Source organism: Thermodesulfobacteriota bacterium (assembly GCA_034189135.1).
Lineage (GTDB): Bacteria > Desulfobacterota > Desulfobacteria > Desulfobacterales > JAUWMJ01 > JAUWMJ01.
Map to the genome: position 1 here is coordinate 1 of JAXHVO010000030.1, position 15,297 is coordinate 15,297.

Annotated in this window: 12 protein-coding genes and 2 tRNA genes; 11 read left to right on the forward strand and 3 right to left on the reverse strand. The window is 43.0% G+C overall.

Going from position 1 to position 15,297, the window contains the following annotated elements:
• The first annotated feature begins 235 nt into the window (after nt 1-235).
• Entirely contained in the window at nt 236-2,278 is a 2,043-nt protein-coding gene (locus SWH54_04320) for a bifunctional diguanylate cyclase/phosphodiesterase (protein ID MDY6790478.1), read from the forward strand.
• A 76-nt stretch (nt 2,279-2,354) separates the two neighbouring features.
• Complete coding sequence (nagZ, locus tag SWH54_04325) at nt 2,355-3,371, forward strand: beta-N-acetylhexosaminidase (protein ID MDY6790479.1); 1,017 nt, start codon at nt 2,355-2,357, stop codon at nt 3,369-3,371.
• A 143-nt stretch (nt 3,372-3,514) separates the two neighbouring features.
• Here the strand turns inward: nagZ and tsaD are convergent, their stop codons facing one another.
• Nucleotides 3,515-4,525 carry a tRNA (adenosine(37)-N6)-threonylcarbamoyltransferase complex transferase subunit TsaD gene (tsaD, locus tag SWH54_04330; GenBank protein ID MDY6790480.1) on the reverse strand — a complete coding sequence of 337 codons (1,011 nt, stop codon included), beginning with the start codon at nt 4,523-4,525 and terminating at the stop codon, nt 3,515-3,517.
• 293 nt (nt 4,526-4,818) lie between these two features.
• Nucleotides 4,819-5,862 (reverse strand): phosphoribosylformylglycinamidine cyclo-ligase, encoded by a 1,044-nt coding sequence (gene purM, locus SWH54_04335; GenBank protein ID MDY6790481.1) that lies wholly within the window; start codon nt 5,860-5,862, stop codon nt 4,819-4,821.
• Between the two features lie 165 nt (nt 5,863-6,027).
• Here purM and SWH54_04340 point away from each other — a divergent pair, with 165 nt between their 5' ends.
• The 7 genes from SWH54_04340 (at nt 6,028) to SWH54_04370 (ending at nt 12,325) form a co-directional block, all read left to right on the forward strand.
• Nucleotides 6,028-7,194 (forward strand): aminotransferase class I/II-fold pyridoxal phosphate-dependent enzyme, encoded by a 1,167-nt coding sequence (locus SWH54_04340; GenBank protein MDY6790482.1) that lies wholly within the window; start codon nt 6,028-6,030, stop codon nt 7,192-7,194.
• A 435-nt stretch (nt 7,195-7,629) separates the two neighbouring features.
• Nucleotides 7,630-8,946 carry a homoserine dehydrogenase gene (locus SWH54_04345; GenBank protein MDY6790483.1) on the forward strand — a complete coding sequence of 439 codons (1,317 nt, stop codon included), beginning with the start codon at nt 7,630-7,632 and terminating at the stop codon, nt 8,944-8,946.
• Between the two features lie 170 nt (nt 8,947-9,116).
• Nucleotides 9,117-9,728, forward strand: coding sequence for a bifunctional phosphoserine phosphatase/homoserine phosphotransferase ThrH (gene thrH / locus SWH54_04350; GenBank protein MDY6790484.1), 612 nt, complete (start codon nt 9,117-9,119; stop codon nt 9,726-9,728).
• A complete protein-coding gene (locus SWH54_04355; protein MDY6790485.1) occupies nt 9,728-10,141 on the forward strand; it encodes a thioesterase family protein in 414 nt (137 codons plus the stop codon). Before thrH ends, SWH54_04355 begins: the two co-directional genes overlap by 1 nt.
• A 223-nt stretch (nt 10,142-10,364) precedes the next feature.
• Nucleotides 10,365-11,816: a D-glycero-beta-D-manno-heptose-7-phosphate kinase gene (rfaE1, locus tag SWH54_04360; GenBank protein MDY6790486.1), complete on the forward strand. Its 1,452-nt coding sequence runs from the start codon at nt 10,365-10,367 to the stop codon at nt 11,814-11,816.
• Between the two features lie 53 nt (nt 11,817-11,869).
• Nucleotides 11,870-12,190 (forward strand): DUF167 domain-containing protein, encoded by a 321-nt coding sequence (locus tag SWH54_04365; GenBank protein ID MDY6790487.1) that lies wholly within the window; start codon nt 11,870-11,872, stop codon nt 12,188-12,190.
• Nucleotides 12,191-12,248: 58 nt separating this feature from the next.
• A tRNA-Met gene (locus tag SWH54_04370) sits at nt 12,249-12,325 on the forward strand.
• An 85-nt stretch (nt 12,326-12,410) separates the two neighbouring features.
• Here SWH54_04370 and SWH54_04375 read toward each other — a convergent pair.
• Nucleotides 12,411-12,508: transfer RNA gene (locus SWH54_04375), tRNA-Sec, on the reverse strand.
• A gap of 144 nt (nt 12,509-12,652) precedes the next feature.
• Between SWH54_04375 and SWH54_04380 the strand changes: the two genes are divergently transcribed.
• Together SWH54_04380 and larC are read left to right on the forward strand one after the other, a co-directional pair.
• A complete protein-coding gene (locus SWH54_04380) occupies nt 12,653-13,792 on the forward strand; it encodes a M20/M25/M40 family metallo-hydrolase (GenBank protein ID MDY6790488.1) in 1,140 nt (379 codons plus the stop codon).
• Between the two features lie 165 nt (nt 13,793-13,957).
• Complete coding sequence (gene larC, locus SWH54_04385) at nt 13,958-15,184, forward strand: nickel pincer cofactor biosynthesis protein LarC (GenBank protein MDY6790489.1); 1,227 nt, start codon at nt 13,958-13,960, stop codon at nt 15,182-15,184.
• The last annotated feature ends 113 nt before the right edge of the window (nt 15,185-15,297 follow it).

Genomic DNA, 15,297 nt, shown 5'->3' on the forward strand with positions numbered 1-15,297 from the left:
AAGAAAGAATCCTCAAGGGAATTGAAGAAATCAATACTGAGCCCGTTGTACATTGCTGGAAGAAATTCGATTTACCGCAAGCTAATATGTAAAAGTATTAATGAAACGTATTACTAGATAACAACTGTGGCCTGTCAAGTGCCGGAAAAGCTTCTATACGATGCAGATGGGAATTTTTGCAACGTAATCGCGTTTAAGGACAGTTAAAAAAGAGTTGAAGTTAGGGGAGTAATAATTGGATCTAAAAAAGATAAACGTTGCCTTGGATAATTTTGCGCTGATCATCATTGGTGCCGGAGCCTCTTTGGTTTATTATATTTTTGCAATAACCAGTCATGTCGGTCAGGGTATAAAAATATTAATTACCATCGGAATCATACTGTTAATCAGTATTTTTACTCAAATTTTATTAAACAGTATTAAAAAGGCTCAGGAATCTTTGAAAGAAGTGAATAGAACTTTAGAAAAGAAAGTGAGTGAGCGTACTGCCGAACTGCAAAAGTCTGAAGCAAAATATCGCACCATTTTTCAAAATACCGGAGCTGCAATAATTATTGTGGAAGAGGATATGAAAATATCGCTTGTCAACTCAGTGTTTATGAATCTTTCAGGATATGCGCGGGATGAAATCGAAGGCCGTTTGACGTTAACCAAATTTATCGGTGTTAAAAATCGCCGAAAACTGTTGGCAGGCCAGGCAGAATTTGGTGAAAAAACAGATTCTCAATTCATTGCTAAAAACTTTGCCTGCAAATTCATTGATAAAAACGACACCGGTAAAGATATTCTTATTACTTTGGCAAATATCCCCGGAACAGAAAAAAGTGTGGTTTCCATCACCGATGTTTCCGAACTGAAAGAAGCTGAAAAGCAAATCTACCACCAGGCATTCCATGACAGTCTGACCAATTTGCCAAACAGGGCTTTGTTTATCGAACATCTGATCATGGCAATCAAGCGTGGCAAAAGAAGTCAAAATTATTTTTTCGCTGTCATTTATCTGGATATCGACCGTTTTAAACTGATCAACGACAGCCTAGGCCATAATATTGGTGATGAACTCCTTATTGAATTTGCCAGCAGAATACAGGATATGTTGAGGGATATTGATACACTGGCACGATTTGGAGGAGATGAATTTGTCATACTTTTAGAAGATATAGAAGATGAGAACTACGCGGTACTGGTTGCGGAAAGGCTTCAAAAGTCATTAAAGTCTCCCTTTGAAATAAAAGGGAATGATATTTATGCGCCTGCAAGTTTTGGAATCGTTTTAAACACCAAGATATACAGTGACCCGGAAATCATCATTCGTGATGCAGATGCCGCCATGTATCATGCAAAGGAAAAGGGGAGATCGCAATTTAAGATATTCGACAAGACCTTGCATGAAAAGGCCTTAAAGCTGCTGAAGATCGAAACCGATATGAGAAGGGCCATAGAAAATAAGGAGTTTGACCTTTACTATCAACCGATTGTTTCTTTGGATAATATATCTATCATAGGCTTTGAAGCCCTTATTCGATGGAATCATCCCACCCAGGGTCTGGTTTATCCAGACTCATTTATCCCGGTTGCTGAAGAGACCGGCCTGATCATACCGATAGGCAGATGGGTTCTAAAAAAGGCCTGCAGAGATTTACGCAGGTGGGATGAACAGGTAAAAAGCAAATGGCCACTGTTTATGAGTGTTAATATTTCCAGCAAACAATTTTTACGGCCAAGTCTGATCGATGATATTAAGGCAATCCTTGATGAAACGGGCTTGCCACCTGACAAGTTGAAACTGGAAATAACAGAGACAGCACTCATGGAGGATGTTAAAGAAACAATCCCCCTAATACAGAGGCTGAAAGATTTTGGGGTGCAAATTGTTATTGACGACTTCGGGACAGGATATTCTTCTATGAGTTACCTGCAGAAACTGCCCATCGATACCTTAAAAGTGGATCAAAGTTTTATTTCAAGGATTGAAAACAATGGCGATAATGAAAATAGAAATATCGTTGAAACGATTATTGCCCTGGCACATAAGCTGGATCTGAAGGTGGTTGCGGAAGGAGTGGAAACCAATACGCAGCATTCGGTGCTTTCACAAATGAATTGCCAGCTGGCCCAGGGGCATTTATTTTCCAGACCGCTTAAAAAGGAAAAGATGGATGAACTCATCGAGAAAATTGAACGGTATTCCAGGGCAGAACCGAACAAAAGATACAGCTTAAAAGATCTGTTACTTCATTCCGCCACCAGCTTAAAAAAGAAAGCTCACAGTTCTTAGCTGTCATATGGTCGTTCATAGCCGATAGCAGATATCTTCTAACCCGCCAAAATTTATTGTTCTCAAATTAAATTCAATGAGTACAACAACAGATATTAAGAAGTTTTCCCCTGATCAAATAGCCGGTCAGCACCTGATGGTCGGATTTGAAGGAACCAAACTCAACCAGGAACTGATGTTTCTCATCGATACCATCAAGGTGGGGGGGGTCATTCTGTTTTCCGGGAACCTTCACAATTATGATCAAATAAAGAACCTTTGCAGCTCTATACAAAACTATGCTTTGTCCAAGAATCAGCCGCCATTATTTATTTCCATTGACCAGGAAGGGGGACAGGTTGCCCGACTGAAGAAACCCTTTACCCAGTTTCCCGGCAACCCTGAAATGAAAGGACCGGATGATGCTGAATATTTTGCAGCAACAACAGCCAAAGAACTGCGAGAGGTGGGGATAAATATGAACATGGCGCCTGTGCTGGATGTGGCACCGGAAAATATTCAGAGTATTATGGCCCAAAGGGCCTTCGGAGCTGATCCTGAATTTGTATCAGACATGGGGGCAAAGGTAATAGAGCATCTTCAGCGAAGAGGGGTGATGGCTGTTGCCAAGCACTTTCCCGGCATAGGTCGTACAACGACAGATTCCCATGTTGAATTGCCTTTTGTTGAAGCAGATTTATCAGACCTTAAATCTTTTGATCTTTTGCCGTTTGTATCTGCAGTTAAAAATGATGTGGCCGGAGTGATGCTGTCTCATATACTTTATAGACAAATCGATCCGGTATGGCCGGCAAGTATGTCTTCGATTATCGCGAAAGAGCTTTTACGGGATCAAATGGGTTATGATGGAATCGTCATGACAGACGACTTGGACATGGGGGCCGTGGTTAAACATTATGATATTATCACCGCCATCAGACAGATACTTGCAGCAGAAATCGATGTTGTACTGATATGTCACCAGGGGCCTGATATTGAAACAGGATTTACCGAGATACGCAAAAATATTATCGACTCGCAGGAAATAAAGGCAAAATCAGAGGCTTCTCTGAGGAGGATACTGAAACTGAAACAGCGGTATTTAAGTTTATAGCCGATTGGCTTGCTTAAAGAGCACGGCGTTCAAGGAGCGCTTTGTTTTATGACTTAAATCTGCTGCGGGCAGATGCCCCTAAAGGCAGAAGTCCGCTCATCGAGTCCCGGAAGGAACACTCTTAAAGCCCGAAAGGCGGCTTCTCATACCTCCCTGGAATACACATCATCATTAATATCCGATTTCTTTCCACTTACCAGGTAGTGATAGCCTGTTGTTGCGATCATGGCTGCATTGTCCCCGCATAGATGGTAAGAAGGGATATGAACCACAATTCCGTTGGGTTCCGCATCATGTTTAACTTTATTTCTTAGCCTGTCATTTGCCGCTACGCCGCCGACAATGGCGATATGTTTGCATTTCTTTTCCATTGCCGCATTGATAATTTTGTATGACAATACATCGACCACCGCTTCCTGAAAGCTTGCAGCGATATGGGGAATTATCTTTTTGTATTCTTCCCGATGGGTCTTAATGTATCGATTTACTGCGGTTTTTATTCCACTGAAGCTGAAATCGAAACCGGATTTATCCAAAAAAGATCTTGGAAAGGAGATCTTTTCAGGATTGCCCTCTTGGGCAAGTTTTCCGATAATCTCTCCACCGGGATATCCGAGCCCCAGCATCTTGGCCACTTTATCAAAGGCTTCGCCTGCCGCATCATCCCGTGTGCTGCCCATCAGTTCAGTTTCGATATAAGATGTCACATAGTATATACTGGTATGACCGCCGGATACCAGCAGCGCAGTAAAGGGAAACGTTGGGGGATTTGACTCCAGAAATACGGAATTCAGGTGACCCGTAAGATGACTGACTCCCACGCATGGAATGTCAAGGGTCATGGCATATGCTTTTGCAAATGAAAAGCCTGCCAGCAGGGAGCCAATAAGACCGGGCCCCTGGGTGACTGCAACCGCATCAAGATCTTTTATATCAATACCGGATTGTAAAATTGCTTTTTTTACCACCGGAACGATCGCTTCAATATGTTTTCTAGAAGCCAGCTCGGGAACTACCCCGCCATACGGATGGTGCACGGCAATCTGGGATGATACCACTGAAGATAATACTTCAGTACCGTCAACAACCACCGATGCTGCTGTTTCGTCACAGGATGTTTCAATGCCGAGAATGATCAACGGTATAAAGTACACCAAAGAGTCTAGAGCTCGCGCTGTTGCGAGTCGTTAATAAATTGGGCATGGCCAATGCATCATTTCCAACTGACAGAGGCCTTTGCAAAAGGTCATTTTTTAAAAATCTCTTTTTTTTTAGTGATAGACACCCGCCTGGGGTCCGTTCTTCCGTTTCCTCATGTTTTGCACACGGGTGTGTTTGTTTGACCTTTTGCTATCCATTCCAAAAGGCGAATCACATGCCTGACTATATTGACTGACAAAGAAATTTTATTGACTTTTATCACCTTTAATCCTGTGGCCTGGCATGGTTAAATCCAGCGGATTTTATTAGCAGAGCTCTTGCGCTCAGAAATATTCCCGATCAGAAACGCTTTTTCATCCATAGCCAGAAGACGTTCCAAAACTTCATTGGCCGCTTGCTCGGGGACCACGGCGATGAGGCCGAGCCCGTTATTAAAGGTGCGCATCATTTCTGTATCTGAGATTTTGCCTGCCTCCTGCAGGAATTGAAACACAGGGGGTATATCCCAGCTTCCTCTTCGAATGACCACTTCACATGCTTGGGGTATGATACGAAGGATATTATCTTCAATCCCCCCCCCTGTGATATGGGCAATTCCATGCACGGGCAGGTCCTTTATAATGCTTTGAATGGTTTGGGAATAAATTTTTGTGGGGGTGAGGATTTCTTCGCCGATGGTTTTGCCAAGTTCAGCTATATGGGTGGAATGATCAAGTTTTAGAATATCAAAACAAATCTTGCGTACAAGTGAGTATCCATTGCTGTGAAGCCCGCTGGATGCGATCCCGATAAGTTTATCTCCCACACGGGTTTCAGAACCGTCCAGTATCTTAGAGTTATCTGCAATTCCGACGGTAAACCCGGCAAGGTCATATTCATTTTCCCTGTAAAACCCTGGCATTTCAGCCGTTTCACCACCAATAAGTGCACACCCGGCCTGTCGGCAGCCTTCACCAATTCCGGTAATAATTTCTTCGGCAAGCGCGTTATCTAATTTTCCCATTGAAAGATAATCGAGAAAGAAAAGAGGTTTGGCTCCTTGAACCGCAATGTCATTGACGCACATGGCAACAAGGTCGATGCCTATGGTGTTGTGCCTGTTCATAGAGAATGCGATTTTGAGCTTGGTCCCCACACCGTCTGTGGAGCTGACCAGAACCGGATTTTTATATTCGGATGTGTTAAGGGCAAACAGGCCGCCGAAACCGCCGATTTCGCCAATTACCCTTGACCTGGGGGTTTGTTTTGCTATTTCTTTTATGATGCCAACCAGCTTGTTTGCCTTTTTAATGTCCACGCCAGCATCAGCATAAGTTAATGGTTTGGTCATTTCAGTCTCCAAATGCGTTTTTATTAAAGCATAATAATCCTTAAAAATTAAACGGATTAAGTTTAAAAGTCAAAACAATTTTTTTGACATACCAATGATTGTATTGTAAACAGTAAACTTTATAAAATAGTATCTCATCTATTTGTTGAATTGCGGAGGTTTTCCATGACTACTTTTGCAAGGCTTGATCGGCTGCCACCTTATGTATTTGCCACAGTAAACAAGATAAAAATGGATGCCAGGTATGCAGGGGAAGATATAATAGATCTGGGGATGGGGAACCCTGATCTGGGCACACCACAGCATATTGTTGATAAACTGTTGGAAGCGGCCCAGAAGCCCCACAACCACAGGTACTCGGCATCCATGGGTATTACCAAGCTCAGGGTGGCGATTTCCCAATGGTATAAACGAAGGTTTGACGTGGATATTGACCCGGACACTGAAGCCATAGTCACCATCGGTGTAAAAGAAGGAATGTCTCATCTTATTCTGGTCACTATCCGGCCGGGTGATGTTGTTTTTACGCCGAACCCGACTTACCCGATCCATCCGTATTCGACCATTATCGCCGGCGGGGACGTGCGGGGAATACCTGTCGGCCCGGAACACGATTTTTTTGAAAACCTAATCAATGCGACGAGGCAGACCTGGCCGAGGCCAAAAATATTAGTTTTAAGCTATCCGCACAATCCCACCACGGAGGTGGTTGACCATGATTTTTTTGAAAAACTGGTCGATTACGCCAAAGAAAATAATATCATGATCATTCATGATTTTGCCTATGCCGACCTTGTTTTTGACGATTATAAAGCGCCCAGTTTTTTACAGGCCAAGGGGGCAAAAGACGTGGGGGTTGAATTTTTTTCCATGTCTAAAAGTTACAGCATGCCCGGCTGGCGGGTCGGTTTTTGTGTAGGAAATAAGGAGATTATTGCCGCACTTCGCAGGATAAAGAGTTATCTTGATTATGGGATTTTTCAGCCGATACAAATTGCATCCATTATTGCTTTAAACGGTCCCCAGGATTGCGTGAAAGAGATTTGCCAAACGTATCAGGAACGAAGAGACGCACTTATTTCCGGGCTTAGTAGGGTAGGCTGGAATATCAAACGCCCCAAAGGGACGATGTTTGTTTGGGGAAAAATACCTGATCAATATGTAAAGATGGGTTCGGTGGAGTTTTCCAAATTTTTAATTAAAGAGGCCAGGGTTGCGGTTTCTCCAGGGTTGGGATTTGGTGAGTACGGTGATGAGTATGTGAGGTTTGCTTTGATAGAAAACAAGATGCGTATTAATCAGGCGGTGAGGGGGATCAAGAATATCCTGTAATTTGAAGTGGTAGTAAACAAATTCGTATTCTACGGCAGAAATTTTAGATTATTTTAATCAAGTTTTGCAGACTTTATTTTCAGCAGTGCTTGAATTTTTAATAGTTGATTCATTCGAAGGTGTGAATCGAGACGGTTATATTCTTTTCTTCCAGGTAATATGAATCTAACCAGTTGCAGCGTGTCCTGATATATGGGATGAAGTGTAACCGTTGCTAAATGATTTTAATCTATAGATCTATCCCAAATATCAGGACACTGCGAAAAGGTGGAATAGATGACCCACATATCCCCTTACAGAAAAAAATATAACCGTCTCGATTCTCATCTGGTTTTATAACTTACGAATCGTCAGAGCATCGTTTTTTGCAAAAAAGGTTGTGAAACTTGAGCAAGATATTGAATGGTAGCATAGTGAAATAAGGAAGCGGTCTTTATGGAAAATATTAATGTGGGCTTGCTCGGATGCGGCACTGTTGGAACCGGTGTGGCTAAAATTCTTATGGAAAACAAAGGCCTGATAAGCTCCAGGGTCGGCGCAAGCTTAAACCTGAAAAGTGTTGCCGACATCGATATTACTTCAGACAGGGGTTTACAATTTGGCAAAAATGTTTTAACCACCGACCCCTATAAGGTGGTTGATGATCCTGATATTGACATTATTTTAGAGATGGTCGGCGGTGAGACCATCGCCAAGGACTTTATCCTAAAAGCCATTGAAAATGGAAAGCATGTGGTGACTGCAAATAAGGCACTGCTTGCCAATCAGGGAAATGAAATATTCAGAGCTGCGGAAGAAAAAGGTGTTGATCTTGCTTTTGAAGCCAGTGTCGGAGGCTGCATGCCGATCATTAAATCCCTGCGGGAGTCTCTGGTGGGGAATAAAATAAAATCCATGATCGGTATTTTAAACGGAACATGCAACTATATTCTATCTAAGATTACAGATGATGGAAGCCCATTTAAAGAAGCTCTTGCAGAAGCACAGGCAAAAGGATATGCCGAAGCCGAACCCACCCTGGATGTGGAAGGATACGATGCGGCTCACAAATTGGCTCTTTTGACATCTCTGGCTTATGGTACTGAAATCGATTTGAGGCATATATATATTGAAGGAATTTCCGGGGTCACCCCCATGGATATTGAATATGCTGAGCAATTCGGCTACAGAATAAAGCTGCTTGCGGTTAGTAAAAATAGGGGAGATGCAGTTGAAGCAAGGGTTCATCCCACCATGATCCCGTTTGACAATATTCTATCAAATGTCAACGGCAGCCTGAATGCAATTGCCGTTTCAGCCGATGCAGTGGGCGATATCCTGCTTTATGGCCGAGGTGCAGGGATGATGCCGACGGCCAGCAGTGTTGTCAGTGATACAGTTGATCTGGCGCGAAACATTTTATCAGGATCAACAAGAAGGATCCCGCTCCTTTCATATCAGATGGAAAATATCCGAAAAATTCCTGTGATGCCTATGGATGAAATATTTACCCATTACTATATCCGGTTTTCCGCTTTGGACAAACCCGGTGTGCTCTCCACAATATCCGGGATTTTGGGGAAAAAGGATATCAGCATAAAGTCGGTTCAGCAGAAAGGACGGAAAACAAATGGTTCGGTCCCCCTTGTGATGCTTACCCATCGAGCCAAAGAGGCGGATGTATCGAAAGCATTATCGGAAATCAATTCGCTGGATGTTGTCAGTCGCCAACCGGTATTGATTAGGATAGAGGATGAGAACAACCAGGATTGATTCACTCGCAAAAGTAACGTCGATGGCCAAACAGAAATCCCCTAAACCAAACGCAGTTTTTTCACAGAAACAAAACATACAGCATGTCGAGTTCCTGGAAGATTGCGACAAATCATCAGATGGGACTTTTAGGACGCCGTCGGGATTAATAACCATGAAGTGAGGTGTAGATGTATATTATATGTGCGGACTTAGAAGGTATTTTTGTTCCCGAGGTCTGGATCAATGTGGCTGAGAAAACCGGTATAGAAGAACTCAGACTGACCACACGTGATATTTCAGACTATGATGTTTTGATGAAAAAACGCCTTTCCATCCTTGATGAAAACGGGCTCAAATTAAAGGACATTACCGATGCCATAGCAACCATGGAACCGCTGGACGGTGCTCTGGAGTTTCTTGACTGGCTGAGGTCGCAACTTCAACTCATTATTGTATCAGATACCTACGTTGAATTTGCCAAACCCTTAATGAGAAAACTTAAATGGCCGACATTATTCTGTCATTCGTTATCCGTAGATAAAAGAGGAAAAATCACAGGATATAATTTGCGACAGAAGGACAGCAAGAAAAAAACAATTCAGTCGCTGCAAAGCCTTAATTATAAGGTGATCGCCATTGGTGATTCTTATAACGATATTACCATGTTGAAAGAGGCGGATAAAAGAATTCTTTTTCGTCCGCCTGACAATGTCAAGGATGAATTCCCGCAATTTTCCGTGTCATACGGATACGAAGAATTAAAAAACCTTGTTTCGCAAACGATGAAAAGAGATACTTGATGCTTACCCACCAAACAACCAATCGAGTGATTTACGGTGATACGGACAAGATGGGTTATGCCTATAATGCAAATTATTTGCGATGGTTTGAAATAGGCCGTTCAGAGACTTTCAGAGCAATGGGACTTTCTTACAAGGCAATAGAGGCCAGAGGAGTCTTTTTACCGGTATCTGAAGTTTTTTGTAAGTTTTTAACCCCAGTTCAATACGATGATATGCTGGTCATAGAGACTTCGGTCGATACCGGAGTCAAGGGCGGAATGAAGTTTGATTACTGTATAAAAAGTGAAGGCAGCACCCAGATACATGCGAAAGGATACACCCGACATGCCTTTGTGGATAAAAACGGCAGAGTCGTAAGACCCCCTGAATTTATAAAGAAATTAATTGATAAGAACAGCGATGATACATAGGGCCTTGACAACATCATATCGACAACTTGCTACCGACAATAGACGGTATATTTTTTTTATGTTGCAAGATGCTGTTACGAGTTTCGAGTTGCGAGCTATAAAAAAGGAAACCATCCCAATTAAAAACCCTTAACACGCAACTCGAAACTCGTAACAACCCAAATACAATCCAGTATGTTGTTCTTTACTCTGAAAGAGAAAATTTTTTTACGTGGCCTTGAAAATGGAAATAGACATTTCAAAATTTGAAAGATGTAAAATCCTTGTGGTGGGCGACTTGATGATTGATGAATATTTATGGGGATCTGTGGATCGGATATCCCCTGAAGCACCGGTTCAGGTCGTTTCAGTTGAAAAGGAAGAATATACACCCGGTGGTTCCGGAAATGTTGTAAACAACCTGGTCGCCCTGGGGGCAGAGGTCTTAGCGGTCGGCGTGATCGGGGCCGGCCCCGAAGGAAAACTTTTGCTGGAAAAATTCAAAAAAATCGGTGTGGATACCAGCGGAATCATTCAAGAATCGGAAAGGCCGACTACCCGAAAAACACGGATTATTGCAGAAAACCAGCATGTGCTTAGAATTGACCGGGAGACCAAAAAGGAAATATCAAACCGGACTTTTCAGGCGATTGCTGAATTTACCGAAAGGGTCATGCCCGATGTCGATATCGTACTGATTTCCGATTACGGCAAGGGTATGGTGACCAAATCCATGCTGTCCGGATTGCTTGCCCTGGCAAATAAACATAAAAAAATGACGATTGCTGATCCAAAAGGGCTTGATTTTAAAAAATATTCCGGGGTTTCAATTATTACCCCCAACCGAAAAGAAGCCGCCCTTGCCACCGGGATTGAAATTGTTAATGACTCGTCTTTGTTTACGGCGGGTGCAAACATACTTGAATCGGTTGCAATCGACAGGCTTTTAATTACCTGCGGCAAGGATGGCATGGTTTTATTTGAGAGGAATAAAAAACCATACAAAATAGGAGCAGTGGCACGTCAGGTGTATGATGTTTCCGGTGCCGGCGATACGGTACTTTCAGTGTTCGGGCTTGCCATCGCGTCAGGGCTGTCATGCAGGGAAGCAGTTGAACTTGCCAATACCGCGGCAGGGATTGTTGTCGGCAAAGTGGGAACCGCAACAGTGTCACAAAAAGAAATACTGGATGCCTTGAAACCGGCTTATGACAGAATATCAACGAAATATAAGCTGTTGGCAGAGCTGGAAAATATCGTCCATGAACTGAGGAAAAAAAATAAAAAAATTGTTTTAACCAACGGCTGTTTTGATCTTTTGCATGCCGGCCATATTGGGTTTTTTTCTGCCTCCAGACAGACAGGAGATGTCCTTATTGTGGCTCTGGATGATGATGATTCGGTTAAACGCTTGAAAGGCGAAGGGAGGCCGGTGATCAATGCCAAGGAGCGTGTTCGTATAATCAGTGCACTGGATGTGGTTGATTATGTGGTTGTTTTTTCAACAGGACAGCTTGATAAACTGATAGAAATCATTAAGCCGGATATACTTACCAAAGGAACCAATTATAACTCCAAAGAAGTTTATGGGCGAAAGCTGGTGGAGAAAATGGGAGGGCAAATTAAACTTATTCCTGTCAGTGGAAATATTTCCTCAACCCGTATCATCAACAATATTAAAAAGAGTAAATTTTGATGGCGTCGTAGAAAGTCCTATCTACTGCCTCGAGGCGGTTTTTCAGGTGCCGTATGGAATTTGTAACAGAAAGCCCTAACGGAGTTATTTTTAAGATCTTTGTGCAGCCCAGGTCCTCGAAAAATATGATATCCGGGCTTTACCGTGATGCTCTTAAAATTAAACTTATGGCGCCTCCGGTTGGGGGTGCTGCCAACAAGATGTGTATTAAATATCTGGCAAAGTGCCTTAAGGTGCCAAAGTCATCATTGGAAATTGTTTCCGGCCAAACCAGCCGAACAAAACAGGTTCTTTATAAAAGTGACGGCGTCGAAGTTTCGGAAAAAGAAAAAAATTATTTAAAGGAACGGGTGGAGTCATTAATAAAACCGTAAAAAATAACTTGACTTACTTATCTTTACCGTTTAATTATTATTTTTTTAACATATCTGTTGCGGGGTGGAGCAGTCTGGTAGCTCGTCGGGCTCATAACCCGAAGGTCGGTGGTTCAAATCCATCCCCCGCTACCAAAAAAATAAACAAGGGTTTAGATAAATGTCTAAGCTCTTTTTTATTGCATATTTTTCGGAAGATTCTCTTAGGTAAGATGAAAATTGGCGGAAGTGCATGGGAATCGAACCCACCCGGGACGGTTTTAGCGCCCCACACCGGATTTGAAGTCCGGGAGCCTCACCAGTAAGCTGCGCACTTCCATGTTTGCAAGGTTAGCATATAATATATCCATTCATTATTTTGTCAATCATTTTGTCGGGTATCGGTTTTGGAATATGGATAGCTCGTTGCCGAGTTCGCCAAAACCAAAGACAAACGGTAAATAAAAAAAGCGGGGAAGAACAATGATCAACAAAGACAGGTTGGGTGAAACTTTTAAATATTTGGTTGAAATTGACAGTGTTTCCAAACAAGAGGGGGAGTTTGCCAAAGAAATCAAAAAAGTGTTGGAATCGATGGGAGCTGAGACCTTTGTTGACAGTGCAGGAGAAAAAACCGGAAGTGATACCGGCAATCTGGTCGCTAAGTTCAAAGGTAATGTGGACGCGCCCCCTTTGCTTATAAATGCACATATGGATACGGTTGAGCCCGGCAAAGGGATAAAAGCGGTATTAAAAAAAGGCGTTTTTACCAGCGAGGGGTCAACCATACTCGGCGCAGATGATAAAAGTTCAATAGCAGTTATCTTAGAATCCCTAAGGGTATTAAAAGAGGATGGATTGCAGTATGGCCCCATTGATCTTGTCCTGACCATTTGTGAAGAGATCGGGCTTTTGGGTGCCAAGCATTTTGATTCAAATCTTATAGATGCAAAATTGGGATATGCGCTGGATGCGACGGATGTAGATGGTATCATTGTCAGGGCACCATCGGCCAATCGACTCGAATTTAAAGTACACGGCAAAGATTCGCATGCAGGCGCTGCCCCGGAAAAAGGGATCAACGCGATTTTACTGGCGAGCAAGGCAATTTCCGCTCTTGAAATAGGTCGTATCGATAAGGAGACCACCTGTAATATCGGCATGATTGAGGGAGGGATTGCCACCAATATTGTTCCAAACCTGGTAACGGTAAAGGGGGAGGTCCGGAGTCATGACAACCAAAAGCTGGCCAAAGTGACCGAGGATATTGTCTCATCATTCAAAGAGGTGGTTGAAAACTTCAGAAAAACGGATTCAACAGATGATCTTCCCAGCCTGGAAGTTTCTATTGAAAAGGATTTTCCCCGCACCGATATCCCTGAAGACCATCCAGTGGTGGCCCTTGCCATGCAGGCGGGAAAAAACCTGGGAAGAAAAATAATCTGCAAAACCTCCGGGGGCGGTGCGGATGCAAATATATTCTTTGAAACAGGAATCATAGCAGGAGTGTTGGGTACAGGTATGCGTGATATGCATACCGTGCGCGAAAATGTTAAGCTTGATGATATGGTTAAAGCGACCGAGCTTTTGATTGAAATCATAACACTTCATGCGAACAGTTAACTTAAAAAGACATTTATTGCTAACGACAAGGAGTCCTTTTTAACTTGTTTGTTTGCCTATTACGTAGGTGTTCCGGGTTACGCGTTGCGTGTTGCGAGTTGCTAACCGAATATTTACTTTTTTAAACCCGAATCTCGTAACCCGCAACCCGTAAATGGTGGTTGTATGCTGGCATATTTTGATTGTTTTTCAGGTATAAGCGGTGACATGACCCTGGGGTCTTTAATTGACCTTGGGGTACCGGTTGAGTGGCTGCAGGAAAGACTCCGTGAAATACCTTTAACCGATTTTGACATTGCGGTTGAACCTATACTGAGAAACGGACTTCGGGCTCAAAATGTGTATGTGAATGTGAAAGATGATGGAACGTCAAGAAATTATGACCACATTAAATCATTGATAAAATCGAGCCCATTGTCTGCAGGGGTAAAAAACAACAGTCTGGAGATTTTTAAAAAAATTGCCTCTGCGGAAGCAAAAATACACGGGTGTTTGATCCAAAAAGTCCATTTCCATGAAGTGGGCGGGGTTGATGCAATCGTTGATATTGTGGGTACGGCCTTATGCCTGGAATACCTTGGGATTAAAAAGGTGATCGCTTCAAAAATTCCCCTTGGCAGAGGATTTGTGTCTTGCAGCCATGGAACCCTTCCCCTACCCGCTCCCGCAACCATCGAGATACTGAAAGATGTTCCTGTTTACGGCACTGAAATTGATCATGAACTGGTGACCCCCACGGGTGCGGCAATTATTGCCTCCCTGGCAGATTCATTTGAAGCCATGCCTCAAATGACCGTGGAAAAGATCGGTTATGGTGCAGGGAAAAATGATCTGGGAAGCAGGCCGAATCTGTTACGGGTTATTGTGGGCACGGCTTCAGCCGGTTGGATGGAAAATCATGCCAAATGCCAAAAGGATAGAATCGTGGTGGTTGAAACATGTATTGATGACATGAATCCTGAAATCTTCGGATTTTTGATGGATCGCCTGCTGGCAGACGGCGTACTTGATGTTTTATGGATCCCTGTTTTTATGAAAAAAAACAGGCCGGGGACCATGATTCAGGTGCTGTGCCGGGATGAAACAAAAGATAGGGTGATCCACCGGATATTATCTGAAACCACCTCGCTGGGTATAAGATATTATGATGTGCAGAGGCGTTTTCTCCAAAGGCAGCGAATAAAAATAAAAACCAAATACGGCAGGCAGTATGTAAAACAGGTTAAAGATTTAGACGGCAGTGTAAGGATAGTTCCTGAGTACGAAGTTTGCAAAAAGATCGCCAGTGAAAAGAATATCCCCATCAGAAAGGTGTATGAGACGATTGCGGGAAATACAGAAGGCATAAAGGCAGAAGAGGTACGGAAAAGGCAGCAAAAAGATAAACATTGAACATCGTAGCGCCAGGCGAAGTCTGGAGCGTTGGAATAGGTGGCGAAAGAGCCACATTTGAAATTCGCTGAAGGAGTCTAATGGGTTCAAAACCCATCCGGTAAGGGCTGTCA

Excerpts from the sequence above, each read along its gene's own strand:
- SWH54_04355 (MDY6790485.1), top strand. The coding sequence starts at position 9,728 with ATGCTTACCCACCAAACAACCAATCGAGTGATTTACGGTGATACGGAC.
- thrH (MDY6790484.1), top strand. The coding sequence starts at position 9,117 with ATGTATATTATATGTGCGGACTTAGAAGGTATTTTTGTTCCCGAGGTC.
- SWH54_04365 (MDY6790487.1), top strand. The coding sequence starts at position 11,870 with ATGGAATTTGTAACAGAAAGCCCTAACGGAGTTATTTTTAAGATCTTT.
- SWH54_04340 (MDY6790482.1), top strand. The coding sequence starts at position 6,028 with ATGACTACTTTTGCAAGGCTTGATCGGCTGCCACCTTATGTATTTGCC.
- rfaE1 (MDY6790486.1), top strand. The coding sequence starts at position 10,365 with ATGGAAATAGACATTTCAAAATTTGAAAGATGTAAAATCCTTGTGGTG.
- purM (MDY6790481.1), bottom strand. The coding sequence starts at position 5,862 with ATGACCAAACCATTAACTTATGCTGATGCTGGCGTGGACATTAAAAAG.
- nagZ (MDY6790479.1), top strand. The coding sequence starts at position 2,355 with ATGAGTACAACAACAGATATTAAGAAGTTTTCCCCTGATCAAATAGCC.
- larC (MDY6790489.1), top strand. The coding sequence starts at position 13,958 with ATGCTGGCATATTTTGATTGTTTTTCAGGTATAAGCGGTGACATGACC.
- SWH54_04345 (MDY6790483.1), top strand. The coding sequence starts at position 7,630 with ATGGAAAATATTAATGTGGGCTTGCTCGGATGCGGCACTGTTGGAACC.
- SWH54_04380 (MDY6790488.1), top strand. The coding sequence starts at position 12,653 with ATGATCAACAAAGACAGGTTGGGTGAAACTTTTAAATATTTGGTTGAA.